28 protein-coding genes and 2 other annotated features (1 of these 30 cut by a window edge) are annotated in these 25189 nt (G+C 43.1%); of the genes, 2 read left to right on the plus strand and 26 right to left on the minus strand.

The features are described 5' to 3' along the window. Window positions 1-134 precede the first annotated feature (134 nt). The 10 genes from HPK16_RS13675 to HPK16_RS13720 form a co-directional block, all read right to left on the minus strand. A complete protein-coding gene (locus tag HPK16_RS13675; protein WP_181677485.1) occupies window positions 135-368 on the minus strand; it encodes a metal-sensing transcriptional repressor in 234 nt (77 codons plus the stop codon). Window positions 369-488: 120 nt separating this feature from the next. After that, on the minus strand, window positions 489-1328 hold the full coding sequence (locus HPK16_RS13680; RefSeq protein ID WP_181677486.1) for an MBL fold metallo-hydrolase: 840 nt from the start codon (window positions 1326-1328) through the stop codon (window positions 489-491). 67 nt (window positions 1329-1395) lie between these two features. Then, window positions 1396-2037: a tRNA (guanosine(46)-N7)-methyltransferase TrmB gene (gene trmB / locus HPK16_RS13685; RefSeq protein ID WP_181677487.1), complete on the minus strand. Its 642-nt coding sequence runs from the start codon at window positions 2035-2037 to the stop codon at window positions 1396-1398. Then, window positions 2028-2840, minus strand: a complete 813-nt coding sequence (locus HPK16_RS13690) for a phosphotransferase family protein (RefSeq protein ID WP_181677488.1) — start codon at window positions 2838-2840, stop codon at window positions 2028-2030. Before HPK16_RS13690 ends, trmB begins: the two co-directional genes overlap by 10 nt. A 457-nt stretch (window positions 2841-3297) precedes the next feature. Beyond that, window positions 3298-4773 carry a multidrug efflux MFS transporter MdrM gene (gene mdrM, locus HPK16_RS13695; protein ID WP_181677489.1) on the minus strand — a complete coding sequence of 492 codons (1476 nt, stop codon included), beginning with the start codon at window positions 4771-4773 and terminating at the stop codon, window positions 3298-3300. Further along, window positions 4773-5213: a MarR family winged helix-turn-helix transcriptional regulator gene (locus HPK16_RS13700; RefSeq protein ID WP_181677490.1), complete on the minus strand. Its 441-nt coding sequence runs from the start codon at window positions 5211-5213 to the stop codon at window positions 4773-4775. Before HPK16_RS13700 ends, mdrM begins: the two co-directional genes overlap by 1 nt. Window positions 5214-5372: 159 nt before the next feature. Continuing rightward, window positions 5373-5723, minus strand: coding sequence for a nuclear transport factor 2 family protein (locus HPK16_RS13705; protein ID WP_425487940.1), 351 nt, complete (start codon window positions 5721-5723; stop codon window positions 5373-5375). Between the two features lie 69 nt (window positions 5724-5792). Beyond that, on the minus strand, window positions 5793-6656 hold the full coding sequence (gene dat / locus HPK16_RS13710) for a D-amino-acid transaminase (RefSeq protein ID WP_181677492.1): 864 nt from the start codon (window positions 6654-6656) through the stop codon (window positions 5793-5795). Between the two features lie 134 nt (window positions 6657-6790). Beyond that, window positions 6791-8203, minus strand: coding sequence for a dipeptidase PepV (gene pepV, locus HPK16_RS13715; protein ID WP_181677493.1), 1413 nt, complete (start codon window positions 8201-8203; stop codon window positions 6791-6793). A gap of 125 nt (window positions 8204-8328) precedes the next feature. Continuing rightward, complete coding sequence (locus HPK16_RS13720) at window positions 8329-8736, minus strand: NUDIX hydrolase (protein WP_181677494.1); 408 nt, start codon at window positions 8734-8736, stop codon at window positions 8329-8331. Between the two features lie 109 nt (window positions 8737-8845). Between HPK16_RS13720 and HPK16_RS13725 the strand changes: the two genes are divergently transcribed. Further along, entirely contained in the window at window positions 8846-9688 is an 843-nt protein-coding gene (locus HPK16_RS13725; RefSeq protein WP_181677495.1) for an NAD(P)H-hydrate dehydratase, read from the plus strand. A 45-nt stretch (window positions 9689-9733) separates the two neighbouring features. Here HPK16_RS13725 and HPK16_RS13730 read toward each other — a convergent pair whose 3' ends face one another. After that, a complete protein-coding gene (locus HPK16_RS13730) occupies window positions 9734-10324 on the minus strand; it encodes a DJ-1/PfpI family protein (RefSeq protein WP_181677496.1) in 591 nt (196 codons plus the stop codon). Between the two features lie 143 nt (window positions 10325-10467). On the opposite strand from HPK16_RS13730, the gene HPK16_RS13735 reads away from it, so the two are divergent. Next, complete coding sequence (locus HPK16_RS13735) at window positions 10468-10893, plus strand: Lrp/AsnC family transcriptional regulator (protein ID WP_181677497.1); 426 nt, start codon at window positions 10468-10470, stop codon at window positions 10891-10893. On the opposite strand, the gene HPK16_RS13740 is transcribed toward HPK16_RS13735, so the two are convergent. The 15 genes from HPK16_RS13740 to trpE form a co-directional block, all read right to left on the minus strand. Then, window positions 10880-11806, minus strand: a complete 927-nt coding sequence (locus HPK16_RS13740; protein ID WP_181677498.1) for a hypothetical protein — start codon at window positions 11804-11806, stop codon at window positions 10880-10882. The genes HPK16_RS13735 and HPK16_RS13740 overlap by 14 nt on opposite strands. 112 nt (window positions 11807-11918) lie before the next feature. After that, on the minus strand, window positions 11919-12116 hold the full coding sequence (locus HPK16_RS13745; RefSeq protein WP_181677499.1) for a hypothetical protein: 198 nt from the start codon (window positions 12114-12116) through the stop codon (window positions 11919-11921). 18 nt (window positions 12117-12134) lie between these two features. Next, window positions 12135-13757: a putative polysaccharide biosynthesis protein gene (locus tag HPK16_RS13750; RefSeq protein ID WP_181677500.1), complete on the minus strand. Its 1623-nt coding sequence runs from the start codon at window positions 13755-13757 to the stop codon at window positions 12135-12137. Window positions 13758-14082: 325 nt separating this feature from the next. Beyond that, window positions 14083-15342, minus strand: a complete 1260-nt coding sequence (locus HPK16_RS13755) for a hypothetical protein (protein ID WP_181677501.1) — start codon at window positions 15340-15342, stop codon at window positions 14083-14085. Between the two features lie 108 nt (window positions 15343-15450). Next, window positions 15451-15897, minus strand: a complete 447-nt coding sequence (locus HPK16_RS13760; RefSeq protein WP_181677502.1) for an SMI1/KNR4 family protein — start codon at window positions 15895-15897, stop codon at window positions 15451-15453. A gap of 15 nt (window positions 15898-15912) precedes the next feature. Further along, on the minus strand, window positions 15913-17388 hold the full coding sequence (locus HPK16_RS13765) for a T7SS effector LXG polymorphic toxin (protein WP_181677503.1): 1476 nt from the start codon (window positions 17386-17388) through the stop codon (window positions 15913-15915). Then, complete coding sequence (locus HPK16_RS13770) at window positions 17375-17686, minus strand: hypothetical protein (RefSeq protein WP_181677504.1); 312 nt, start codon at window positions 17684-17686, stop codon at window positions 17375-17377. The genes HPK16_RS13765 and HPK16_RS13770 overlap by 14 nt, the downstream gene beginning before the upstream one ends. A 19-nt stretch (window positions 17687-17705) precedes the next feature. Then, entirely contained in the window at window positions 17706-18002 is a 297-nt protein-coding gene (locus tag HPK16_RS13775; RefSeq protein WP_181677505.1) for a DUF3130 family protein, read from the minus strand. A 180-nt stretch (window positions 18003-18182) separates the two neighbouring features. Continuing rightward, window positions 18183-18938, minus strand: a complete 756-nt coding sequence (gene trpA / locus HPK16_RS13780; protein ID WP_181677506.1) for a tryptophan synthase subunit alpha — start codon at window positions 18936-18938, stop codon at window positions 18183-18185. Beyond that, a complete protein-coding gene (gene trpB, locus HPK16_RS13785) occupies window positions 18935-20137 on the minus strand; it encodes a tryptophan synthase subunit beta (RefSeq protein ID WP_181677507.1) in 1203 nt (400 codons plus the stop codon). The genes trpA and trpB overlap by 4 nt, the downstream gene beginning before the upstream one ends. A gap of 2 nt (window positions 20138-20139) precedes the next feature. Further along, the gene (locus HPK16_RS13790; RefSeq protein ID WP_181677508.1) at window positions 20140-20736 is read right to left on the minus strand and encodes a phosphoribosylanthranilate isomerase; all 597 of its coding nucleotides are present in this window, start codon (window positions 20734-20736) and stop codon (window positions 20140-20142) included. After that, the gene (trpC, locus tag HPK16_RS13795; protein ID WP_181677509.1) at window positions 20733-21497 is read right to left on the minus strand and encodes an indole-3-glycerol phosphate synthase TrpC; all 765 of its coding nucleotides are present in this window, start codon (window positions 21495-21497) and stop codon (window positions 20733-20735) included. The genes HPK16_RS13790 and trpC overlap by 4 nt, the downstream gene beginning before the upstream one ends. Continuing rightward, window positions 21494-22513 carry an anthranilate phosphoribosyltransferase gene (trpD, locus tag HPK16_RS13800; protein ID WP_181677510.1) on the minus strand — a complete coding sequence of 340 codons (1020 nt, stop codon included), beginning with the start codon at window positions 22511-22513 and terminating at the stop codon, window positions 21494-21496. Before trpD ends, trpC begins: the two co-directional genes overlap by 4 nt. After that, window positions 22485-23099: an anthranilate synthase component II gene (locus tag HPK16_RS13805; protein WP_181677511.1), complete on the minus strand. Its 615-nt coding sequence runs from the start codon at window positions 23097-23099 to the stop codon at window positions 22485-22487. Before HPK16_RS13805 ends, trpD begins: the two co-directional genes overlap by 29 nt. Continuing rightward, entirely contained in the window at window positions 23096-24463 is a 1368-nt protein-coding gene (gene trpE, locus HPK16_RS13810) for an anthranilate synthase component I (protein WP_181677512.1), read from the minus strand. The genes HPK16_RS13805 and trpE overlap by 4 nt, the downstream gene beginning before the upstream one ends. Window positions 24464-24530: 67 nt before the next feature. Next, window positions 24531-24773, minus strand: a binding site (T-box leader). Between the two features lie 227 nt (window positions 24774-25000). Next, window positions 25001-25189, minus strand: a binding site (T-box leader); it runs 53 nt beyond the window's last position.

The following is a 25189-nucleotide window of genomic DNA, read 5'->3' on the forward strand; positions in this document are numbered from 1 at the left end:
TTTGGATTGGGTTTGGTCACTTTTATCTTAAAGGATTTTGATATTACTGTGTATTTTTTTGTCTTGAAATAAGAACAAAAAAATGTTGAGGCAGATTAATTTCTACCCCAACATTTATTATAGAACCAGTTTTTTTATTTAATAAAACTATCCACACGCTTTTGGTCATATACACCACTTTCGACCATCTCTTTCATCTGCTCGCTGAAAATAACTTTCTCAGCACTTTGCAAGGCTTTTTTCACCGCAGCAACTTGTAACATGATATCTTCATAAGAACGTTCTTCATCCGTCATTTTCTTGATGGATTTAACATGTCCTTCGATTTTCGCAAAACGATTGGAAATAGACTTTCTAACCTCAGACATAGATATACCCCCTAATAATAATTTTGCGCTATTTTCTCAATCAATCATAACGACTTATATAAAAGCCTTCGCGATAACCCCCTACCAGGGATACAATTGAGCATACCATATAGGGGTATACTAAATATCTCTTCTTGCTATCTTTTCATCCGCTACATTTCCATCCACATCAAACTGCAAAGCACGATAGAAATAATCATGATAAAATAGCAACCATTTCCCCGTTCCATCCAACTCATTTCGAATCCGTTCTTTCGCGAAAATAGAGTCCATCGGATAATCATCATACGCCGTCACCCACAGAACATTTTGATGCGCGTGCGTCGGAAAAATATCCGCCATATGGATAGCCGATTGACCTTGACTATCTATCCGAATCACCGAGTGCCCATTACTATGCCCGCCCGTTTTCTCCAAACGAATCGCGTCATTTAATTCCAAACACTCCGAATACGTCTGAATTTGGCTCGCAATCCCCTGCCAATTTTCAGGCCAATATGTCGCTTTGGAACGAATATTCGGCTCGCGGATTTCTTGCCATTCCGTTTCCGTTGTATAAATCGTCGCATTCCTGAAAATACTTTTTCCACTCGTATCCGTCAAACCGACAATATGGTCAAAATGCAGATGCGTCATCAAAATATAATCAATGTCTTCCGGTTGCACACCCAGCGTCGCCAAGTCTTCTAAAATAAACGATTCTTCCACAACACCGAAATTACGTTTTTGCTTCTCCGTCAGCCGGTCAACGCCGATACCTGCATCAATAAGATAATGTTTTCCTTGATACATAAAATACATAGGATCCGTCACACACTGAATCTGATTTTTTTCATTAGGCTCATATTTCTTGCTCCACAACGCTTTAGGAACTACACCAAACATCGCACCACCATCAAAATGAGTCACACCACCGCGCAACCAATGAATCGTTATCTCCCCTACTCGCAAAGTATCCATCTTTTTATCCTCCTTCATACTAAAAAAGCCAGAGTAACCACGATTTCTGGGAACTCTAGCCTTTCAGTTACGCTTTAAATCTAGCCTCTAAACGATAAATCGGAAAACCTTGTGCTGAAAACTTCTCTTCGTACTCTGTCATAATATTCCCCTCGAACTCGCTGTTATGGAGATCAAGCGATAAATAAGTCAGCAGAACACCATACTCCGAGAATGCCACAAGCGAGTACTCAAACAAACTACGATTATCCGTTTTAAAATGAATCTCGCCATCCGCCGGCAACAAAGCTTTATAAATATCCAAAAAGTTAGGATGTGTCAAGCGACGTTTCGCGTGTCTTTTTTTCGGCCATGGATCAGAAAAATTCAAATAGACCCGCGCAACCTCCGCCATTTCAAAATACTCTAGTAAATCCGCCCCATCCACAGACAGCAAGCGTAAATTCGGAATTCCCGCCGCAAGAGCCTTATCAAGCGCCGTGATAAGAACACTTTCCACAACTTCAATTCCAATATAATTAATGTCAGGATTCGCCTGTGCCATACCTGTCACAAACTGCCCTTTTCCCGTTCCGATTTCAATATGAATCGGGTTTTCATTTCCAAATAGTTGATGCCACTTCCCATTTAATTCCTCAGGATTTGCCACACACACTTCTGGGTGAGCCAGAATTTTGTCCCGCGCCCACGGTTTATGTTTTACTCGCATAACGTTGCGTACACCTCATTATCCTCAATTATTTTGTTCAAAAGTAGCTCCAAACGGGCAAGTTCAGGCTTCCGATCATGCTCAAACTGCCAATTCATCGCCATTAAAACCTGGCAAATGGAAAACCATTTAATACGCGTATAAAAAGCTTGTGTTAACGTCTGACCATATTCAGCAAGCCAATCACTCCACTCCGAATACGGAATATATTGATACAACAGCACGCCAAGATCATTCGCCGGATCAGCAAGCATCGCTCCGTCCCAATCGACCAAATAAAGCTCCTCACCTTCTGAAAGCAGCCAATTATTATGATTGACATCTCCGTGACAAACGACGTGGCGCCCTTCCTCCAAGCTATCCACATTTTCTATTAAGTAACGATACGCCTGGGCAACCTTCGTATCGACTTGATTTAAATTGTCGATACTCTCCGTCACCGTTTCCAATAAATGAGAACTAGAATAATCCTTTTTCTCAATTTTTTGTAACATATCCCGCAATGCCTCCGATTGATGAATCTTGCCGAGCAGCTTGGCCACACGCGTTTCCCGCATCTCTTTGGGCGTCAATGTCTGACCATTATTAATCCATTTTTGAGCTGTGATAACATCCCCATTCTCCACTCGCCGCGTCCAAATTAATTTAGGCACAATATTTTCAACAGAAAGCGTAGCTAAAAAAGGCGAGGAATTCTTTTTCAAAAAGAATTTTTCGTCTTCATGGATTGCAACGAAAGCTTTTCCCGTTTCACCGCCCGCTGGCTCTATTTCCCAATCTTGCCCAAACAAATTATCTTCCATTTACATTCACCTTCACTTACGTCGTTGTCTTTTTCCAAACCTGTTCCATCACGATTATATTTCATTACTATTAACGACGATTCTAGCTATCACACAACACCCGTTGGCACGCCAAATTTTCGAGATATAATAAAATTTCAGCGCAAAAAAATTATGTATTTTAGAAAGATGGATAAAAAAAAGAGCCATCACAATTAAATAGCTACCTTTTAAATTTTACTTCTCTTCGCGCCTCCCGTCAAGTCAACGTATGTTCGTATTTGTTGGAAGCGTTCGAATGAAGATGAGTTACACTTCCAATATGCATGTGAGCAAAGCGAACATGTAATCCACCAGTTGCTGTTCGAACAGACATAAGCCAAAACCCCGACACACCCAACCAACTCCCCCTCACTACCATTTCCCCACACAAAAAAAACCTCCAAACCCAGCCAAAAGCCAAATCCAGAGGTCCGTATCAATGTTCCATAACTTCTGTTTTATTCACAATTGGAGCCAATGATTGCTTTTTCTTCTTAATAAAGATGGCCAAAATAACCGCAATCACCGAAAGAATAGACGATACTAAGAATGCAGTCTCAATACCATGAATCAACACATGATTCGCAATCTGTTCTTTTGTTTTACCCGCCACATCTGCCGCGGTCAAATTCTCACCAAAGCTTTTCGCACTTTTAGACATCGTGGTGATAAGTAGCGCCGTTCCAAGCGACCCCGCAATTTGCCGGACAGTGTTAAACATCGCCGAGCCGTGCGCTGCCATGGAAAGTGGTAACGAGTTGAGCGCCGCCGTTTGCAGTGGCATCATTACCATTGCCATCCCACTTGCCCGGACCGTTTGCACCACAACGATATACGTTAAAGTCGTGCTTTCATCAAGGTTTGTAAACATAAACGTCGTCACAGCCATGATAATAAGGCCGATTAAAGATAAATATTTCGCACCAAATCGGTCAAACATAATCCCTGTTATCGGCGAAAGCGCTGCGGTCATCACAGCCCCTGGCAAGAGCACAAGCCCCGATTCCAGCGGTGTAAAATGTCGAACACTTTGCAAGAAAATCGGGAATAAAAGCATGCCGCCATACAATCCCATCATTACAAAAAAGCTGATTGTTGTTGTCAACGTAAAGGTTCTGTGTTTGAATACGTTGAAATTGAGTAAAGGTGCTTTCGCGCGACCTTGATACCAGATAAATACAGCTAATACGATAAATCCTAATAATACGAATCCTAACACTTTTGCGGATAAGAAATCGTGATCCCCCGCATTACTGAATCCGAGTAATAAACTACCAAATCCGATGGTCGATAAAATAACACCGAGAAAATCCAATTTTGGAAAAGTACGTTTCCCGACATTTTTTAGTAGAAAAAAAGCTACAACAACATCAAGAATCGCAAATGGAATGATGATGTAGAAAAGGTTGCGCCAATCATATTCTTGCACAATCCAACCAGATAAAGTCGGTCCAATTGCTGGTGCAAAGTTCATCGCAAGGCCAATTAGCCCCATCGCTCTGCCGCGTCGTTCCATTGGAAAAAGATTCAACACAACAACAGTTAATAGTGGCATCACAATACCCGCGCCGATCGCTTGTACCATCCGTCCAATAATAAGTACTGTGTAATCCCCCGCAAAACCGGAAATTGTTGTCCCAATCGCAAAGGTAATCATCGCGAATAAGTATAGTTGTCTCGTCGTAAATCGCTCAATCAAAAACGCCGTCATTGGAATCATGACCCCGTTGACGAGCATAAATCCAGTTGTCAGCCATTGCCCCTGACTTGCCGTAATATTAAAATCTGTCATAATACTTGGAAGCGCCACATTCATCAACGTTTGATTCAAGATTGTGACAAATGCCCCCATCAGCATCACGATTAAGATACCGTTTGTTTTAATTCCATCACTTGCTGCTTTCATGTTCATTATTCTGCTTCTCCTTTTCGTTCTAATAACGCAATCATTTTGTCATGTGTTGCGAGCATTGCCCTAAATTCTTCTGAGTCTATTTCTAAAACCGCCTCTAAACGGTCAAAAAAAACATCGTACGTTTCGTCCACTTTTGCGAGACCTTCTGGCGTTAGCTGTAAATTGAGCGCTCGCCGATTACCTTCATCACGTCCCCGCGTTAAGTAATTCGCCTTCACTAGCCGATCAACAATCCCGCTCATGGTACTTTTATTCACGCGTACACGTTCTGCCAGTTCGCCAAGCGTTAAATGTGGCTCCCTCTTCAATGTGCCTAGCGAAAATAATTGTACCGTCGTAATGTCACGCTTCGTCGCCTCTTCTTGTAAATAATGGTGTATTTTACGCTGCATCGTTCGAAACGAAAGCACGACCTCGCGTATTAATTTCTCATCCAAATTCTATTCGCCCCCTTTAATGTTCAGGAGCGAAAGATTCGCACACGAACTATTAACAAGGCTTATTATACGCCTAATCAAAAAGTTGTCAAGCGTCATTTTTCATGAAAGCGAAAACAATAACCGTGTATCAACATTTATTTTTTTATATGTAATTATTTATATACATTTCGTTCCCTGATGAAAAACAAGTTGCCATCTAGCATCCTTGAATTTCCAGATGGAACTTCGCAAGGTTTGTTGCTGTTGCGTGACGTTAAAAATTCGATACGTCGCTAAAACAACGTCGTCTGCTAATTCCTGAATTTCAAAATCGCGCAATTGCATCTGTACTTCGCCGATTCCTTCCTCGCCAATCGGTTCATTTTTATAAAGCACGCGTCCAGAACTCCCAAATTCGAAAAAATCCTCCGCTAAAATTCGTTGCAAGGCTTCTCGAGATGATCGAATTTCCGGTTTTAATAACTGCTCCTCCAAATGTTGCAAATGCGCTTTTAGTGAACGGTCCATTTTCAAAACCTCCCAATCAAAAAAACGACCGAGTTCCATTACTCATGAACTCAGCCGATTTCATCATTTTTAGTTTACTGCTAATTCTCCACATTGTTTCATAATTTCTTTTGTAAAGGCATCATGGAGTTTTTTCGTTATCGGTCCACGTTTGCCATCACCGACTAGCTTGCCGTCAATTTCGATAATCGGCGTCACTTCAATCGTTGTACTGGAAATAAATACTTCGTCCGCGCCTGCCAAATCAGTTAGCGTAAAGCCTGATTCAACAACGGGGATATCGTTCTCATCCGCCACTCGCAAAATAACTTGGCGTGTAATCCCCTCTAAAATCAGATTATTAGAAGCATGCGTTATCAGCTTGCCATCTTTAATCATGTAAGCATTTGCCGCAGAGCCTTCCGTCACGTTCTCCCCGCGGTGCAAGATTGCTTCAAACGCTCCTGCTTGGTGCGCTTTATTTTTTGCAATGGAATTCCCTAGCAAGTTAAGGCTCTTAATATCGCAGCGTAACCAGCGAACATCCTCTTCCAGAATCGCTTTACGACCATTCTCAAACAGCGTCGTATCACGCGGAACTTCACTAGCGGAGGCCGTGAGCACAGCTTCGGGCGGTGTGCTCGGAATAACATGATTACGCGGCGACTGCTCCCCACGCGTGATTTGAAGATACACATTACCAGTCCCAATATTGTTCGCTTTCATCAAGCTATCCACAAGCGCGCGCAATTCCGGCTTGCTATAAGGAATCTCAAGATCAATTTTGGCCGCGCTGGCATACAAACGCTCGATATGCTCGTCATATGTAAAAAATTGGCCGTTGTACATACGAATAACCTCGTAAACTCCGTCTCCGAACTGGTAACCTCTATCTTCAACATCAACCTTTGCTTCATCACGTTCTATTAATTGGTTCTTCACTAATACTTTCATCTTTTCAGCACTCCTTCGCGAATGTTTTTGCAACTATCTAAAAATTCCAATCAAGACCAGGGCAGAGGCCAAAACCGACGTTTCGTTCCTCTGCTACCTTCAGTCCGAATCTTAATTTTTTTCAATTATATACTTTACTTCGCTAATTTGTAAAGCGCTTCGGCATAAATTGCGATTGTTTTAATTAAATCATCGAAATACGCGAACTCGTCTTTTTGATGCATCGTGTCTTCGCGACCTGGGAATAGCGCTCCAAAAGCGACACCAGTCTCCATGTGACGCGCATAAGTTCCTCCACCAATAGCGAGCAATGTTGCTTCTTCACCCGTTTGGTTCGTGTAAACTTCTTGCAGCGTTTGGATTAGTGGATGGTCTTTTGGTACGAATAATGGTTTAGAATCGTCGTAATGCGTGTATTGGCCATTATATTCGTTCACAACAGTCTCCATTTTAAGCTTCAGCTGATCCATGTTTGCAGTCACCGGATAACGGAAATTCAAGCCAAAACGACCGCCTGCATCCACGCTATAACGAATCACACCAACGTTCATTGTCAACTCGCCGCTCTCATCATCTTCATAGCGAATGCCAAGTTTCATCGCACGTGAATCGCCATACAAGTAATCTTTACCAAATGTTATAAAATCACTTGCAGCACCAGTTTGCGTGAATTTGCCAAGGAATGCTACTAAATGAAGTCCTGCATTAATACCATTGTTTGGCTCCATCGCATGTGCAGCTTTACCAACCATAGAAATCGTCACTGTATTACCTGATTCCACCAATTCACCAGCTAATTTTGTTTCTTTTTGATACGCTGCGAATTTTTTAGAGAAAATATCAAAATCCTTCACGTTTTCCAAAACAGCTTTCGCGTGATCCGGAACCATGTTATAACGCGCGCCAGATTCAAAACTGATTAGACGGAAATCAGCGTTCCCTTCTTTTTCACCATCTTTGAAAGAAATATCTAGTTCAGAAATACCTTTTTCAGCGTGGATAATCGGGAATTCGGCATCTGGAACAAAGCCCATTGTTGGCTGTTCTTCCGTTTCGAAATAACGCTCGACGCATGACATACCACTTTCTTCATCTGAACCGTAAATCATCCGAACACGGCGAGATAGCGGTAAATCTAGTTCTTTAATAATTTTCATTGCATAGTAAGCAGCCATCGCCGGGCCTTTGTCATCCGCTGAGCCACGCGCGAATACCTTACCGTCTTTCAAAATTGGATCGAACGGATCATGTGACCAATCGTCGCCAACTGGTACTACATCGACGTGACCAAGCGCTGCGACTAGCTCTTCGCCTTGACCAAATTCAGCATGACCTGCAACATTGCCAACTTCTTTCGTTGTAAAACCGTCTTTTGCCGCTAGTTCTAAAGCAAAATCCAATGCTTTTTTCACATCTGGGCCAAACGGTGCGTCCTCCGTTGCTTTGGAATCATCGCGCACACTTGGAATGCTCAAAATCGCAAACAAATCACGTTTGAAATCCTCGCGGCGTTTCTCTACTTCCTCTTGCCAATTGATCGTACTCATATTATAACAATCCCTTCAACAGTTAATTTCTCCAATGTGCCGTCAACTACTTATCATGCAACACACTGATTTATCTATTCCATTGTATACTCTTTCGCGCCTGTATGAAAGCAATTTGAGGCGAATTACGACATAAATCCTTTAATCGCTTCAAAATCCCATCGTACCATCCGTGATGCAAACACAACATCCATGCGTTCCAAACTGCTCGCATCAAGCGGAAACCACTCGTACGCTTGGTGTTCACTCGAAAGCCTGACATCGCCATCTGGTTTTTCACACAAGTAAATCACGCCTGTAATTTGATATTCTGGTTGGAAAAATTCCCACGTATCGTAGAGGATAAATGGTTGCACTTGAAGCCCCGTTTCTTCTTGGACCTCACGGAATAATGTCTCACCTTTCGTTTCACCGAAGTTCATCCGACCACCAGGAAGCTCCCAGACGTCCCCCTCTACACCCGCTTTCTTCAAAACTAAAAATTGGCCGTTATGTATAATGACTGCTTTTACTGCTGGAAAAATTGGTTTCATTACTTTCACTCCTTTTGTAGCATAGATTATACTAAATTGGACATTTTGGCAAGTAGGTTTATAATGAATACTATACATAATGCAAAAAATCGAGAAAGGGTGTTGCATAATGAAAAAAATCACGCCGAAAGTGATCTGCGCTTGGATTAAGCAACGCGAAGATGAGTCGAATAAAGGGGATTATGGTCGTGTTTTACTAATCGGTGGTAATGAACGGCTTGGTGGTGCGATTATTATGGCTGCACAAGGCGCGATTTACAGTGGCGCCGGGCTTGTAACTGTCGCGACGCATCCGGTGAATCGTTCCGCGCTCCACGCAAGACTGCCCGAAGCGATGTGCCTTGATTTCAATGATATGGATTACTTGATAGAGGTTTTGCCACAATTTGATACGATTTTGATTGGTCCTGGACTCGGTGTACACGAGACAGCGCAACAGCTTTTAGAGATGGTTTGCGAATATGCGCATGCCGAGCAGCGGGTTGTTATTGATGGCGACGGGATCACGTTATACGCATCGCAAAATTTCAAAAAACCGGATGCCACGCTCATTTTCACGCCTCATCGTAAGGAATGGGAACGGTTGACGCATATGGAGACCGAGGATTTGGACGATATGAAGAATCAGGATTTTGCTACGGATTTGGATGCCATTGTCGTTTTGAAAGATCATCGTACGCGCGTTTATGTCGGTGAAGATATTTGGCAAAACATTTATGGCACACCAGCGATGGCGACTGGCGGCATGGGCGATACACTTGCTGGGATGATTGCTGGGTTGCTTGGACAATTAGAGAAACCGAAACATGCCGTCCTCACCGCTGTATTTTTGCATAGTTATATCGGTGAGACGTTGGCGAAAAAGAAATATGTTGTTTTGCCCACGGAAGTCGCCGAGCAAATTCCTTATTACTTGAAGAAATTCAGTGAAACAGATGATAATCCTTATTAAATTGTAAAGCCTACACGTTTTTTGTTGCGCGTGTAGGCTTTTTTGCTATTTTTTAAATCCCATAAGCGTTTTGACATGATTCGTATTCGCGCGCCCTGTCAGCTCTTCTAACACGAGAAAAGCGACGTCGAAACCTGTAGATGGATTGTGCGATGTGATGATATTCCCGTCTCGAATGATTGGGTCTGGCAGAACTTCGGCCCCAAATGCCTGTAACTGCGCTTGTCTGACGCTCCCTTCCCCATTGTATGTCGTCGCCTGCTTCCCTTGTAAAATCCCACTTTTACCGAGCGCCAATGCTGCCACACAAATCGTCGCGATAAGTTTGTCCTGCGCATAAAAATAACGAATCACATCTAAAAATGCCACGCTATAAGCATCTTCGTAAAACCCCGCTTCGTAAAAACCGCCGGGAATGACAAGTACGTCAAATTCCGACAATGTCACCTGATCCAATGTATATTCTGGCAACACCGTGAAGTTCCACGTACAGCGCAGTTTTTCGCGCAACCCGACTGTCACGAGCTCCGTGCCACCTGCTCCTTCCATCTGATTCCATCCAAGTACATCGGTAAAAACGCTTGCTTCTACTGCCTCAAAACCATCTGCCAATAACATCATAATTTTTTTAGCCATTTCCGCGCCTCCTTTTTCTACTTTTATTTTAGCGAATAAACGAAGCGATTCACAGGTATTATATAAGTTGTTTTCTATGCTATACTATTGAAAATAAGGATTATTCTGCTTAAGTATTTATTTAAATGAAACGAGGTATGAAAATGGATCAAACAGATATGAAAATTTTAGCGATTTTGGAAAAGAATGCGCGGATATCAATGAAAGAATTGGCGGAATTAGTTATGTTGACACCTCCCGCGACGAAAGAACGCGTTTTAAAACTAGAGGAAAAGGGCGTTATTACCGGCTATACGGCTACGATTTCTTTAGATGCATTAGGACGAAGAATGACGGCTTTTATTTTGTTTGAAACGCACAATTGTAAAGCTTTTTACGAGTTTTGCGTGCAACAACCTGACGTATTGGAATGCCACAGATTAGCCGGCCAATATAGCTACCTCGTCAAAATCAGTTCGCTTAGTATGGAGGCACTCGAATTATTCATTGATGAGGCGATCAAATACGGAAAATCATCGACACATCTCATTTTTTCTTCCACAGAAAAACCGATTTTCAGCGCGGAATAGTTGCTTTTGGATCTCGTTTTAATTTTGTATATTGATATGTAAAAAAGCCCAATCCGATCCAAAGGCAGACGATAATCGTGTACCCGAGCCACATATCGGTTGGCTGGCCTTTCATAATATCCATTGTGGACGCGGACGTATTGTAAATATCGCCAATTGTCAGCAAAAGTAGATTTTTAAGATCAAAACCACCTAAGTTCGGAATGAGGAGCATGTAGATTACTAAAACAAGGATGCTGATTTTTTGCGATTTCGTCCATGTTGCCAAGAAGAAAAAGAAACTTGCGAATAGCGTGAAGACAAGGCATTGATAGGCAGTTTGAATCGGCAGTTTGGCGAGGTCTGGCGCTGGCGTATTTACGTGGATACCAAGCATCGCGTTGGCTGCGAACTGAACAAGAATTGATAGAATTGTGGTGAAAATGACAACTCCGATTCCAGTGATGCAAAGCGCGATTAGTTTCCCCAGAAAAGAACTGCCATAACTCCGATCGGCGCGCGCCGCTTTATTCGCGCCTAATGTTGTTAGAATACAGTAAAGCCCCCAGATAACCGGCAAGACAACCACAGCCAGAGAGGTGAAAAACTGGTTTGGCGCATTCCAAGGATTTAAAGCTGCTTTTTGCGTCTTAGCCTCGTAATAAGCATATTTAATCGGATTATTGCTAGTTTCAACGCCATCCTCTTTCGTAATCACTTGATCCGTCGCGAGTGCTTGCTCTAGTGTATAACCGATGCTTTTATTCGCTTCTAGCATTTCCTTCAAGTCCTCATTCGGTGCCTTCCAAGCCTCATATTGATTAAGGCTGGACAGGCAACACGTCACTAAAATACCAAGGAGCAGCCAAAGAAGCCGTCTTGATTTCCGTTGATAGCTGAACTGTTCTGTGATTACATGACCTAAATTTTTCATATGTATGCTCCTTTTTAAAATTTTCCATATTCTAAGTATAGCATCTCCGAATCGTTTTTAATAGCACAGAAAAAGCTTGCAAAGTCTAGATTCGACCTGCAAGCTTTCTTTGTTATTCTTTCGTTCTTGGAAGTTTTAATCCAATCGTCATGCCAAATAATAAGGAACCTAGAATGGCGAATGGCATTGCAACCAACGTGTAGTTTAGGTATAGTGCACCCAGTCCTGCTAAGACGCAGATAATACCAAGCGTCAAAAATACGCGGGCCCGCCGTGCTTCTTTTGACCGCTTTCTTGTTCGTTTTTCCATGATGTGTTTGCCTCCCTTTTATGCTTTCATGCGTAGTTTCCGGCGAATTGTTGCGGCTCTTGGGCCAAATACTTTGTCGAAAAGGCGTAGTCGCAAGCTCAAATAGCCGTACACGAGCGCGCCAACCCCACCGCAAATGATGAGTAGAATCATCGAATTTAATTTCGTTTCTGGGTTAATAAACATTGTTAAACCTTGATATACCAGCAATACGGAGACCGCCATCGCTAAATTAAGGAGTAACATCAAGACGGTTCTTCTCAAAATAACGCTGAAATTGTAGTTCGCATATTTCCGAATGATAATCATCGCAAAAATAACGGATACGGTATAGCCAAGTCCTGTTGCTGCAACGGAACCGCGCGCTCCCATCCACATCATCAGTGGCATTTGGAAAACGGATTTCGTCAATAAACCGATCAGTAGGCTCAAAATCGTGAATCGCTGTTCATCAATTCCTTGCAAAATCGCCGCTGTTACGCTGAATAAGGATAGTAAAATCGCGACTGGCGCATAGAACGCCAAGATTTGAATGCCTGCAGGATCATGCTCATAAAACACGGTATAAAGCGGTTCTGCAAGCAAGGACATCCCGATACAAGCTGGTAACGTGATGAAAAGTAGTACTTGGAAAACATCGTTTAACTGTTTTTTCACATTTTCCTGTTCGCCACGTGCATACGCCGCCGTCACGAGAGGCACGATGGTCATCGAAAACGCAGTCGCTAAACTAACTGGAATGATGACTAATTTTTGCGCACTAAAGTTAACGATACCGAGTAAATTCTCCGCTTCATGGCCACTGTAGCCAATCCATGTCAAAATTCGGCCAAACGTGAACTGGTCGATTTGTTGGTAAAGTGAGCTGGCAATGCCGACAACAACGAATGGCACCGCGGTAATGAAAATATCTTTATACATCGACGGTAATGAGACCGTAACTTCGCCTTTACTGGTTCGTAACAGGGCATCGAGGCCTTTTTTGCGTTTGAAGAAGTACCAAAGTAGGCATGCTAGACTCGCCAATGCGCCGATGAAAGCTGCGAACGTGGCGATACTAATGGCGCTAACGATTGTGCCGTGTAAAATGTAAAGAACCGTTGCCGAGCCGACAAGTAGGAACGCAATACGGACAATTTGCTCGATAACTTGTGAAACCGCAGAAGGCCCCATCGATTGGTACCCTTGGAAGAAACCGCGAATCAGACTCATAACCGGGATAACGATAAGCGCAAAGCTGACCGCTCGGATAACCCCAGTCACGTCCTCCACCGTATAACCGCTTCCCTCAATCGATTGCAGCCCAGCGAGTACAGGCGCTAACGCATACATCGCGATAAAACTGACAACACCCGTTGCAAGCATTAGATACACGCCTGTTCGGAATAATCGACGCCCGATTTCATACTCGCCAATCGCGTTATATTTCGCGACATATTTCGCCACCGCCAATGGAACACCAGCCGTTGCGATTCCTAGAAAAATTTGATACGGGACATACCCGAAATTATACAATGTCATCGGTCCGGCGCCACCCATAATCCAATAAAACGGAATGACGTAAAACAGACCTAAAAATTTAGAAATAAAAGTTCCCAACGTTAAAATGAAAGTTCCTCGAAGTAGTTTTGATGAAGACATAGACCTCGTCCTTTATTGTGAAGTGCTCTTTTTGAGCCGATTAATGACACTCGCTTTTTCATGAAATAATGATTTGTTTAAAACTCAACTAAATTTTAGTTTACTCCTTCTTGCACAAGCTTGCAATGATTAGTTGAAAATAAATAGAAAAAAAGCTACTTAATGATAAATTTCAAAAGCACCTATAAAATAGATACCTCGTTTTGAAGCATCTATTTTATAGGAAATCTTTTAGATTACAACATTATTCAACTAAATTTTCCAATCTTATAGTACTCTCACAAAAAGTAATGAAAGAAAACATTCTTCACTGATAGGCAAGCCATCAAATATCTTCATCATATTTATCTAAATCTTCCCATGGCCAATTTTTTGTTTTATGTTTCCGATAAAATAATAATTGCTTATCATTCAATATTATTAGCTTACGCGATTCATCATAGCTGAGGATAATATTACGCCCATCATCGTCAGCTTGTATTTCCTCAAGCTTGTTTAGCATGCTATCAAAATTAGGTCGAATTATTTTTGGATTTTTTTCATTTAAAATTTTGAATAGATCATCCTTCGGATAGCCTTCAATTAAAATTTGATCCCCCATTGATAAAATATTTTCTATTGCTAATTTATACGAATCAGTCGAATTTTTCCTTTTCCGAATACCTTCTGATACATTTTTGGCGAAATTTTGATATACAATTTCTAAATCCTCAGCCTGCCTTTGAGCTATACGAAGATAAACACCAAAATCATCTATAACTACTTTACTTTTTTGTTTTCCATAGATTTCATATTCAAGTAAAATATTTTTAATTAAAGTCTGTAACAGGGCAACATTGCCGAAACTATCTTTGACAATTATTTTTTTTAGCTCATCCCCCACTTCAACATTTAGTAATTGTTCTCCTTTTTGGATAACCTTGCATAAATCTTCTTCACTCCAGTTTATCGATAAACTATTAACCCTGTGTAACAAATCATGATTTAAACTCACCAGTAAATCTCTTTGCGACCATACTCCTATGACTACAAAAAAACATCCATAATCCCAAAAACTTTTTAAATCAAAAGCAAAATTTTTTCTTTCAGATGGAGCTAAGTAATGGAAATCCTCTAAGACTACCCTTCTATCTGAAGCAATTATTAATTCTGCAATGTATTTTATATCTGTGAAATCTTTTCCAATAATTTTGTTTTCAACATTTTCTGTGTTAGTATAACCTGCTTCAACTCCCCCTTCTACTTTAGCTATAAGTTTCACCCCAGCCGACCCGTTAGCCTTTATGGTCCCACTAAATTGAGCTGTTTTTGTGCGCTTTATTATTAATTCAATATCTAACTCTGACAATATCGCTGTGTATATATCTTGATAATCCCATCCTCGCCTGCATTGTACAATAAGTGATTCTTTAATTACTCTTCTTCTGAGCCAACTCTTACCGGATTTTGAAGAACCATGAATACATATGTGGCTACGTTCTGTTAAAAGGTATTCAAATCTATCATCTAAATTATCTCTGTCAACATACGATTCGAGCACTTTATCAGCAACTCCAAATACGTCATTAAGCATACGTTTACTCATATATATCACCTTTCACAAACTCTATATTATTCTTGTTAATATTACTTTAATCCATTCCGTACCTCTTGAATCATAGGAATTATTTCCCCACTCCTCACAAATGATATACTATTTTTCTAATTTCAATTCAGAAATAAATGTAGCAAACGAAGTTGTCAACTTATATACATTCTCTTCATCACTTGATCCCTCTATTTCTTGCCCATTATCCCAAAAATATACTCCCTCTTGATCTCCCTCACATATCAAAACAAATAATCCAGAGCCATACTCTGTTCCTATAATTAACGACGATTCCATCAATTCATCGCCATACTCTTTATGCCAGCTTTCTAAATCAAAATTATCATTTTCGTTAATTCCCAATAATGCCCCTAAAACAATCTCTTCACCATTAGATGGAATTATCATGGACAAATAATTTTCTTCTGGCACCCCACCATTTTTATTCATCAAAAATTGTTTATAGTCTTCTGGAAAATTAGCATTAACCTTTTGTTCTAATGCTTCAATTTCTTGTATTGAAAGTGAGCCAAAGCCTTTAATTCTATTCATTATATACGTTCTCCTTTATTTGTTTTTTAATGAGAAGCCACCTTTATGAGTGAATCTCGAATGTATCCTCGTCTCAACTTCTTGTAATGTTGTGCCATCTTCTTTATGATGCCATGTACTGTCTGGACTTTTGGCTCCATTTGGCGCAATTTTATCTGCCTCTCTGAAATCTTTTGGTCTGGTTATAAACTCTTTTAATTGAACTTCTTGTTTCACAAAACCGTTCTCTTTAAAATCTGGGAAACCATTTCTATAGCTAATTGTGTTCCCTTCCCAATCTGTGTACTTCCACGTGTCGCCATCTATATCAAGTTTTCCGCCTTTATTCAGCCACTTATCTGGTACCGGTGAATTACTTGGTTTATTTTTAAGTAGTTCTTTTGGAAACTTATCTCCACTTTTATAGGAAGCGCTTGTTTTCTGCTTAACATCCGGTGTATCTTTAAGAACTACCCTACTTGTTTCACCTTTGTAATTCTTTCCTTTTAACACCAAATTACTTTCTATTTTATTCAAACTACTTTTTGGGATTTTTACGCCTCTCCCCTTCATTGCAATACCGCCAAGTAATACAGCAGATATGATGGAGAAACTTTGTGCCTTCGTAATCTCTTCCCCTGTTAAATAATTATAACCTTCCATTGCCGCAAGCATATTTGCCGTATCAAAGTCTAAGTCCTCATCTCCAGCTTCACTCTTTATTGTACCATCTTTTAAGCCGTCATTGTAGGCAATACTCGCTTCTGCGGTTTCGCGATTCGTGATGCCATTTTTACTTAATATCCAATAACTACCTTCCAGCGTCTTCGTGTAGTCATCGAAATTATACGTTTTCTTCGGCTTCTTCTCTGGTACTAGATGATTCAGCCAACCTAATTGCATTTTGCTGGAATCGTAGGTGTGTGTCGTGCCATTGAACGCTTTTCCAGCTAGGATTTCATTCACACCGGTCTTGACTTGATACATCCGCGATAAAACATCGTGCATCACGTTCGTATGGCTATGTTCAAAATCCAGATAGCGTTCTAAAATCTTGATTTCTTCTTTAATTTGAATCATTGACGTTTCCAGTCCCAGCTTCATGCCTATCTGTTGTCCGATGTTCAAGTTCCCCGTCATCGAATCCATCGCATGTGTGAAGTCATCCAACAAATTCTCTGATCGCCTGATTTCGGCGTACAACGCATCCAATTTATCCGAATCCAATCGGGAGTCAAACGCATCATCCACCTGCATTTCAAAGTCCTGCACATACTTCTTCAAAATCCTATCCGCTTCACTCAAACACTCGATGGTCGTGTCTACGATGGGATAGTGCACCGTTTCATAATAGATTTTCGCACTATCGACAAATTCACCTTGGATCTCACCATCTGCCACTAATTTCGCAACGGCTTTTCGATAATCCCGCAATGCATCCCGTAATCGTTTACTTTCTCTTAAAAACTGTTCCACAAAATAACGTACTTCCCCAATCTCAATCCGTGGCATGCGCATCAGCCTCCTTCGATGCAAATTTAGCTCGCTGGTGGGCGCGACGCGATTCCTGTTTCACATCATCCACGGCGTACATCTGTTTTTTCCGTTTCTGCCATTCTTCCGTCATCGTTTCTTCGACGAGTCCTAATCGCTGCCGTGACCGGTTTCCCTGCCACGCATCCTGAAAAGTATGCAAAACATTTTCCTGTGCCCGTTTCGCTTTTGAAAATAGTTGCTCCAACTCTTCAAACTGCCGCTCTTTCTTGATTTGTTTTTTCCAAGCATCTTCTTCCCGTTGTCTTGGTTGCATTGCTATGTATCCCCCTGACCTATTTTTTACTGCTCACCCATTCAATTCCTTTGTGTAGCATATCGCCCAGCGCTTTTTCCGAGGCAACAAATGCCTTCTCCACATTTTTCAAATTCGCTGTATCTTTTTGAAACGCAGCGGGAGCGGATGCTGTCATTTGCGCAAACTCCATCACGCCTTCTACCAGTTGCCGCGCGCTACCTGTAGAATACGAAACGCTTGGCTTAGGCTGTAACTTCAACGTGCTTGTTGTCGCTTGGATCGCACTCGCATGTTCGGCTAATCGACCGCTTGGTATTTGTATTTTTTTCGCCATTTTATCCATCCCTTCCCATTGTTATTTTCTTCTTAATCATACCATATTTCATACAAAAAAAAGCCCATATCTGTGAATAAATAACACTAAATTATTTTTCAGATATAGACTTTACAATTTTGATTAATTTCTCATAAAAAACAGAGATTATCTCTCGAAAATGCCACCATGTTAAGAAAATTATTTAATTTGACTCGCACCACTAATAAATTCACTCAACTCTTCATACTTCCCATCATGCAACAGCTGCACGACCTTACTTCCCACAATCACACCGTCACACACGGCGGCAAATCTCGCCACGTGATCCAGATTAGAAATGCCGAAACCTGCCAAAACCGGTACAGGGCTAATCGTTTTTAAGTACGTCAAATTTTCGTCAATCTTATCGCCGAATACTGCGCGCTCGCCTGTTGTCCCGTTCACTGTCACCGCGTAAATGAACCCGTGCGCTTGTTTCGCAATCAATTCCATTCGCTCTTTTGGACTCGTCAGCGAGATCAACGGAATTAGGGCAATATCGGTATTTTCTAAATACGGCAAAATTAAATCGCGATGTTCATACGGTAAATCAGGAATAATGAGTCCTTTAATCGGTGTTTTTTTAGCAAGTTCGATGAATTTTTCAACGCCAAGGTGATAAATCGGATTGAAATAACTCATCACAACTAGCGGAATCTCGATTTTGCTCGTTGTCAGTGTTTCTAAAATCTGCTCGAGGCTAATTTTCGCCACCAAAGCACGCGCACCTGCTTCTTGAATCACCGGCCCGTCGGCTACTGGATCTGAGAAAGGTATGCCGAGTTCAATCGCCGTCGCACCTGCATCACTCAGTAGCTGCATCTGATTTTCTAGCTGGTCGAGGCCGCCGTCCCCCGCCATAATGTAGGGAACTACGGCTAAATTAGCTTTTTCGATTGCGTTTTGTAACATCATTTGTCATCTGCTCCTTTCAAACGTGCGCGGATTTGGTCCACGTCTTTATCGCCACGGCCAGATAGGCAAACGACGATGCTTTCTTCTGGGTTCATTTTGCTGGCGAGTTCTACGGCGAAGGAGATTGCGTGTGAGCTTTCTAACGCCGGAATGATGCCTTCTGTACGGCAAAGCAATTGGAACGCTTCTACGGCCTCGTCATCGGTCACAGAGGCATACTTGGCGCGTCCTTCGTCTCTTAAAAAACTATGTTCGGGACCGATTCCCGGATAATCCAAGCCTGCCGAAATAGAATAAGCTTCCTGAATTTGACCGGCATCGTCTTGCAAAATATGCATCATTGCGCCATGCAGGACACCAATTTCACCTTTGGATAGCGATGCTGCGTGAAAAGCGGTATCCAGACCAGAACCAGCCGCTTCGACACCGTACATTTTGACCGTCGTATCGTTCACAAATGGATAAAAAAGTCCCATCGAATTACTGCCACCGCCAATACAAGCTACTAACGCGTCTGGCAAACGGTTCTCTTTCTCCAAATGTTGCGCGCGAGCCTCTGCTCCAATCACGCTTTGGAAATCACGAACAATTTGCGGAAATGGATGCGGTCCTAAAACGGAACCCATGATGTAATGCGTATCTTCCACATTCGCCACCCAATAGCGCAGCGCCTCATTGACAGCGTCTTTTAGCGTGCCATTCCCACCTGAAACGCTGACCACTTTCGCGCCGAGCAACTCCATTCGGAAAACGTTCAACTGCTGCCGTCTAATGTCCTCTTCTCCCATAAAAATTGTGCATTCTAAGTTAAATAAGGCCGCTACGGTTGCCGTCGCTACACCATGTTGCCCAGCGCCCGTTTCTGCCACGACTTTCTTTTTCCCCATTTGGCGCGTTAATAAGGCTTGCCCGATGCAATTATTGATTTTGTGCGCGCCGGTATGGTTCAAATCTTCCCGTTTCAAATAAATCTTGGCGCCGCCCGCATGTGCCGTCAACTGTTCCGCAAAATAAAGCGGGGACTCGCGCCCAACATAGTCGTGTAAATAATAGCTCAATTCTTGCTGAAACGCCTCATCCGTTTTCGATATTTCGTACGCCGCCTCTAGTTCTGTGACAGCTTTCATCAATGTTTCCGGGACAAATTTCCCGCCATAATTCCCATAAAAACCTGCTTTATTCGGTGCATCATAACTCATTTTCAGGACTCCTTCGCTTTTTGAATGAATTTTATTATTTTTTCAGGGTCTTTCGTTCCGTTCGTCTCAACACCCGAGGATACATCGACGGCAAGTGGTTGGAACTGCTCGATTGCTGCGGTGACATTATCTATGTTCAAACCTCCCGCAATAATCAGCCGTTCCTTTGGCAATTCTTTTTTCACAATCGCCTGCCAATCAAACGTTTCACCAAGCCCTGCAATTGGGGCGTCGAGTAAAATCAAGCTATCTGGAAATGCTGTTACATCACCATTTATCTGACCATCCTTGACTTGGAAAGCCTTGATTGTTGGATGGTTTATTTCCGCTAAATCCGCCGCCGTCTCCTGTCCATGGCATTGCACAATATCAAGCGGTACCATCGCCGCGATTCTGTTGATTTCCGCAGGACTTTCATTCACAAAAACGCCTACTTTTTTAACCGAATCTGGCATATGCTGCGCTAAAATTCGAGCTTGATCCGGCGTCACTTGGCGCTTACTCGGCGCAAACACGAAACCAATCATATCCGCCCCATTCGCGACCGCAACATCGATATCAGGACGGTATTTCAGTCCGCAAATTTTGATTTGTGTCATATCCGACTCACCTTCAATGCACTCGCGGCTTGCTCGACATTTCCTGCCCGCATCAACGCCTCACCAACAAGCACCACACTAAATGCCTTCGCCACGCGTGCCACATCTACCGGTTCACGGAAGCCACTTTCACTGATATAAAACGTATCCGCGAGTGAAAATTCTCCTGCCACGCGTTCACTCACCGCAATATCCACCACAAAACTATGTAAGTCGCGGTTATTCACGCCAATCAATTTTGCGCCTAGTCGTTCGGCAATCTCCAATTCCGCTTCATTATGCACTTCCACAAGCACCTCTAAATCAAGCGCTGTAGCCTGTTTGTAAAGTGACGCCAAATCTCCCTCCGACAAGGCTGCCACAATCAACAACACAATCGAAGCCCCCGCATTTTTGGCGCGAATCAACTGTTTTTCACTAATAATAAAGTCCTTACACAAAACCGGAATGCTCACCGACTCTGCCACTGCCCGCAAATCCTCTATATCCCCTTTGAAAAATTGCTGATCTGTCAGGACTGAAATCGCGCCCGCGCCCGCCGCTTCGTAACTTTTCGCCTGGGCAACCGGGTCCACATCAAGATTAATCGCGCCTTTCGACGGAGAAGCTCGTTTTACTTCCGCAATCAGCTGTACCGCCTCTTTATTCGCCTTTAAAAAATCATGAAAATACGGTTTTTGTCTGTCTAATTTCGCTTTTTCAACCGGCATTTCCGCCACTTCTTGCGCTTTTTTTGCTAAGATCTCTTCTAAAAATGTCATCCTACTAATCTCTCCTTTTGACAAGCTAATAATTGTGTTAATTTTGCATAAGCCTCACCACTATCAATCAAATCACGCGCCATTTCGATACCCGAAACAAGCGTTGTTACTTTTCCATGAGCCAGCAACCCGAGGCCAGCGTTCAAAATTACTGTATCGTAATACGCACTCGGCTCCGCTTTTAAAACCGATAGCAAAATGTCCGCATTCCGTTTCGCATCGCCACCTTGAATCGCCTCCAAATCACGACTTTCTAAGCCAACGTCCTCCGGCAAAAAGCGATGCATTGTCACCTCGCCATTCTCAAGGAGCGCGTAATGATTCTCTCCCGCAAGCGACGCCTCATCCATGAAACCACCGCCGTTTACTACAATCGCGCGTTTCCTACCTAATTTTCCAAGCACTTGCGCTGTTTGTTCCAGCAAATCACGACGATAAATTCCCATCAATTGCGTCTCCAGCTTCACCGGATTTGTCAGCGGTCCAATCAAGTTGAAAATCGTCGGTGTATTAAGCTCCCGTCTCACTTCCATCACATATTTCATATTTGGATGCACGTGCGGCGCGAATAAGAAAGCAATACCAGCATTCTCCAGTAAATATACCATATCCTCCGTGCCAAGCGAAATATCAATGCCCAACTCCTGACAAACATCCGCGCTTCCCGACTTACTTGAAATACTGCGATTCCCATGTTTCGCCACCTTAATCCCAGCAGCCGCCAACACAAAAGCCGAGGTCGTACTCACATTAAAGCTAAGCGATTTATCCCCGCCAGTTCCGCAATTATCCATCGTATTTTCAGATGCCATCGGTAACTGTAACGCCACACCCTGCATCGTTTCAGCAATCGCCTGCATCTCCTCAATCGTTTCTCCTTTAATTTTCAGAGCCATCAAGAAAGCCGCGATTTGCGCCTGACTTAATTCTCCTGCAAAAATCGCCGAAGCAACCTCCTGCATCTCGAATCGCGTCAAATTCTGCTGATCATACACTTTTTGCAAATACGCTTCCATCTCGCTCACCCTCCTTTTCCACAATCGCTACAAAATTCGCCATCATCCGTTTGCCATCCAGCGTCCCAATCGATTCTGGATGAAACTGCAACCCATAAACCGGAAATCCGCGCAACTGCATCGCCATAATCTCATCATCATCCAGCGACCGCGCCAAAACCTCCAAAGCCTCCGGAAACGCCTCCTTCTCCACAATCAGCGAATGATACCGCATAATTTCCAGTTCCTCATCTAACCCCGCAAAAATCGCGCTACCAGCCGTTTGTCGCATCATCGAAACCTTACCGTGCCTAATCGCGCCAGCCCGACTCACCGTCCCGCCAAACACCTCACCAATCGCCTGATGTCCTAAACAAATCCCAAGCATTGGCTTCTTATCCGCGAACTGCCGCACAACCTCTTCTAGAAGTCCTGCCTCACTCGGCTTCCCAGGCCCAGGTGACAACACAATTCCCGTCGCACTGGCCGCTAGCTCCATCAAATCCGCCGCATCATTCCGGCAAACCACAACCTCATCCGCAAATTCCGCCAAATACTGCTCCAAATTATACGTAAACGAATCATAATTATCGACTAATAAAATCATTTTCCAACCTCCAGTAACGCTTTCGCTTTTTGCAGCGTTTCTAAATATTCACTCTCCGGATCCGAATCATAGACAATCCCAGCACCAGCCTGCACATACGCCGTTCCCTGATGCAACACCATCGTTCGAATCGCCAGCGCGAAATCACAATCCCCTTGATGCGTCAAATATCCAACCGCACCCGCATAAGGACCACGCTTCACATTTTCCCATTCATAAATCCGTTCCATCGCTCGAATCTTAGGCGCACCACTCACCGTCCCAGCCGGTAGCACCGATTTCAGCGCATCCATCGCCGTCAACCCCGGTTTCAGCACACCATCCACAACCGACACCAGATGCATCAAAAAGCGATATCGCTCAATCGTCAAGTAAACCGGAACATTTACGCTTCCCGTCACCGCAACTTTTCCAATATCATTACGCCCCAAATCCACCAACATCCGATGTTCCGCGAGCTCCTTTTCATCATGCAAAAGTTCCTCCGCTAAACGCTCATCCTCCTGCTTCGTCGCCCCACGTTTTCGCGTCCCAGCAATCGGATTCGTCACAACCACATCACCCGTCACACTCACCAAACTCTCCGGAGAAGACCCAATCAACGTCGTCTCATCAAAATCAACGAAAAACAAGTACGGCGAAGGATTCAACAATCGCAATTTTCGGTAATAATCAAACGCATCACCCGTAAATGGCGCCTCCAAACGCTGCGACAACACAATTTGGAAAAAGTCACCGTTCCTAATATGCGCCTTCGCCCGCTCGACCTGCGTCATATACTCCGCTTTTGTCACATTACTCGTATATTCCATCGGCGTCACCGCAACATCCCGCATCTCACGTTCCCCCGGCGTCACCAACTGCCCCTGCATCCGATCAAGCGCCTCCCGCATCTCACTCGCCGTCCGACCCGAGTAGCAATTATCCTGCACAAGCGTCATTTCCTCCGCCTGATGATCCATAATCAAAAACGACTCATATACCATAAAATGAATATCCGCTAATCCCGCGCGCGTTTCCCGTGGCATCTCGCCCAAATCCTCATAGAGTGCAATCGTATCATAGCCAACATAACCAATCGCACCAGCCTCAAAAGGAAGCGAATCCGCATGTTTTGGCGCCGTCCGAATCACCTTATCAAGCTCCGCCAACGGATCGACCACCGTTCTCTCCACTCCATCCAACACGAATCGCTGTCCATAAACCTTTATCTCATGCACCGGATCCATCGCAATGATCGAATACCGGCCCGCATCCGCATCTCGCGCCGCGCCCTCAAGTAACGCCTTATTTTCCCCATCCAAACGCTCATAAGCCAAAATCGCCGTAATCGTATCCGCATTTATTTTCCTAGTTAATTTCATCGCTCATTCCTCCAATTCTAAAATACAAAAAAGCCCCCTAAAGAACCCAGCCAAATCACTGTTTTCTTTAGAGGGCGAATAATCAAATACCGCGGTACCACCTCATATTGGAATCATAAAAAATTCCATCTCATTCGAGTACGAATCACATACTCTATCTCAATAACGGGAGAACCCGGCAGCTCCTACTTTTTAGTTCAAAGCCGCACACGCAAGGACCACTTCAGCAAACTAACTTTATCAGTTCACACCAACCACTGACTCTCTGGAAAAATTATGTTTGCTTACTCTTCTTGCTTTATGTTTTCGTTTATTATTTTTTATTCTCTTCGTATAAGAATACTTTATCGCTTTACACAAATCGAGCGAAAGCGTTTGTATTCCACAAGTTTGGTGGAATCCGGAAGCGGAGCATACTGGTGTATGTGAGAACCGGAAGTCCGCCAAACTTGTGGAATGCGGACGCTTGCCGCCGATTTACCTCGCCTAAACTCTGTCAAACAAAATAGGGCCTCCCTCCTTATCTAATAAACATTAGATAAGGACGGGAGACCCGTGGTACCACCTTAATTAATCGAAAAACGATTCACTCAATCCCACAATGATATGGGGTGCCTTGTGTAACGATAAGGCCTAATCGCTAACTCCTACTGAGGAAAAATCCCGTTCAGCTTAGTTGCTCCGAAGTCCATTCACATCATCTCTGCTACTGATTCACACCAACCA

The sequence above is a fragment of the Paenilisteria rustica genome (assembly GCF_013820765.1).
Lineage (GTDB): Bacteria > Bacillota > Bacilli > Lactobacillales > Listeriaceae > Listeria_A > Listeria_A rustica.

Excerpts from the sequence above, each read along its gene's own strand:
- HPK16_RS13770 (WP_181677504.1), bottom strand. The coding sequence starts at position 17,686 with ATGCAACCAAGACAACGGGAAGAAGATGCTTGGAAAAAACAAATCAAG.
- HPK16_RS13765 (WP_181677503.1), bottom strand. The coding sequence starts at position 17,388 with ATGCCACGGATTGAGATTGGGGAAGTACGTTATTTTGTGGAACAGTTT.
- HPK16_RS13730 (WP_181677496.1), bottom strand. The coding sequence starts at position 10,324 with ATGGCTAAAAAAATTATGATGTTATTGGCAGATGGTTTTGAGGCAGTA.
- HPK16_RS13725 (WP_181677495.1), top strand. The coding sequence starts at position 8,846 with ATGAAAAAAATCACGCCGAAAGTGATCTGCGCTTGGATTAAGCAACGC.
- pepV (WP_181677493.1), bottom strand. The coding sequence starts at position 8,203 with ATGAGTACGATCAATTGGCAAGAGGAAGTAGAGAAACGCCGCGAGGAT.
- HPK16_RS13680 (WP_181677486.1), bottom strand. The coding sequence starts at position 1,328 with ATGGATACTTTGCGAGTAGGGGAGATAACGATTCATTGGTTGCGCGGT.
- HPK16_RS13705 (WP_425487940.1), bottom strand. The coding sequence starts at position 5,723 with ATGGACCGTTCACTAAAAGCGCATTTGCAACATTTGGAGGAGCAGTTA.
- mdrM (WP_181677489.1), bottom strand. The coding sequence starts at position 4,773 with ATGAACATGAAAGCAGCAAGTGATGGAATTAAAACAAACGGTATCTTA.
- HPK16_RS13750 (WP_181677500.1), bottom strand. The coding sequence starts at position 13,757 with ATGTCTTCATCAAAACTACTTCGAGGAACTTTCATTTTAACGTTGGGA.
- trpC (WP_181677509.1), bottom strand. The coding sequence starts at position 21,497 with ATGACATTTTTAGAAGAGATCTTAGCAAAAAAAGCGCAAGAAGTGGCG.
- HPK16_RS13775 (WP_181677505.1), bottom strand. The coding sequence starts at position 18,002 with ATGGCGAAAAAAATACAAATACCAAGCGGTCGATTAGCCGAACATGCG.
- HPK16_RS13760 (WP_181677502.1), bottom strand. The coding sequence starts at position 15,897 with ATGAATAGAATTAAAGGCTTTGGCTCACTTTCAATACAAGAAATTGAA.
- dat (WP_181677492.1), bottom strand. The coding sequence starts at position 6,656 with ATGAAAGTATTAGTGAAGAACCAATTAATAGAACGTGATGAAGCAAAG.
- HPK16_RS13790 (WP_181677508.1), bottom strand. The coding sequence starts at position 20,736 with ATGACACAAATCAAAATTTGCGGACTGAAATACCGTCCTGATATCGAT.
- trmB (WP_181677487.1), bottom strand. The coding sequence starts at position 2,037 with ATGCGAGTAAAACATAAACCGTGGGCGCGGGACAAAATTCTGGCTCAC.
- trpA (WP_181677506.1), bottom strand. The coding sequence starts at position 18,938 with ATGATGTTACAAAACGCAATCGAAAAAGCTAATTTAGCCGTAGTTCCC.
- HPK16_RS13755 (WP_181677501.1), bottom strand. The coding sequence starts at position 15,342 with ATGAGTAAACGTATGCTTAATGACGTATTTGGAGTTGCTGATAAAGTG.
- HPK16_RS13720 (WP_181677494.1), bottom strand. The coding sequence starts at position 8,736 with ATGAAACCAATTTTTCCAGCAGTAAAAGCAGTCATTATACATAACGGC.
- HPK16_RS13675 (WP_181677485.1), bottom strand. The coding sequence starts at position 368 with ATGTCTGAGGTTAGAAAGTCTATTTCCAATCGTTTTGCGAAAATCGAA.
- trpB (WP_181677507.1), bottom strand. The coding sequence starts at position 20,137 with ATGAGTTATGATGCACCGAATAAAGCAGGTTTTTATGGGAATTATGGC.
- HPK16_RS13740 (WP_181677498.1), bottom strand. The coding sequence starts at position 11,806 with ATGAAAAATTTAGGTCATGTAATCACAGAACAGTTCAGCTATCAACGG.
- HPK16_RS13745 (WP_181677499.1), bottom strand. The coding sequence starts at position 12,116 with ATGGAAAAACGAACAAGAAAGCGGTCAAAAGAAGCACGGCGGGCCCGC.
- trpD (WP_181677510.1), bottom strand. The coding sequence starts at position 22,513 with ATGGAAGCGTATTTGCAAAAAGTGTATGATCAGCAGAATTTGACGCGA.
- trpE (WP_181677512.1), bottom strand. The coding sequence starts at position 24,463 with ATGAAATTAACTAGGAAAATAAATGCGGATACGATTACGGCGATTTTG.
- HPK16_RS13805 (WP_181677511.1), bottom strand. The coding sequence starts at position 23,099 with ATGATTTTATTAGTCGATAATTATGATTCGTTTACGTATAATTTGGAG.
- HPK16_RS13690 (WP_181677488.1), bottom strand. The coding sequence starts at position 2,840 with ATGGAAGATAATTTGTTTGGGCAAGATTGGGAAATAGAGCCAGCGGGC.
- HPK16_RS13735 (WP_181677497.1), top strand. The coding sequence starts at position 10,468 with ATGGATCAAACAGATATGAAAATTTTAGCGATTTTGGAAAAGAATGCG.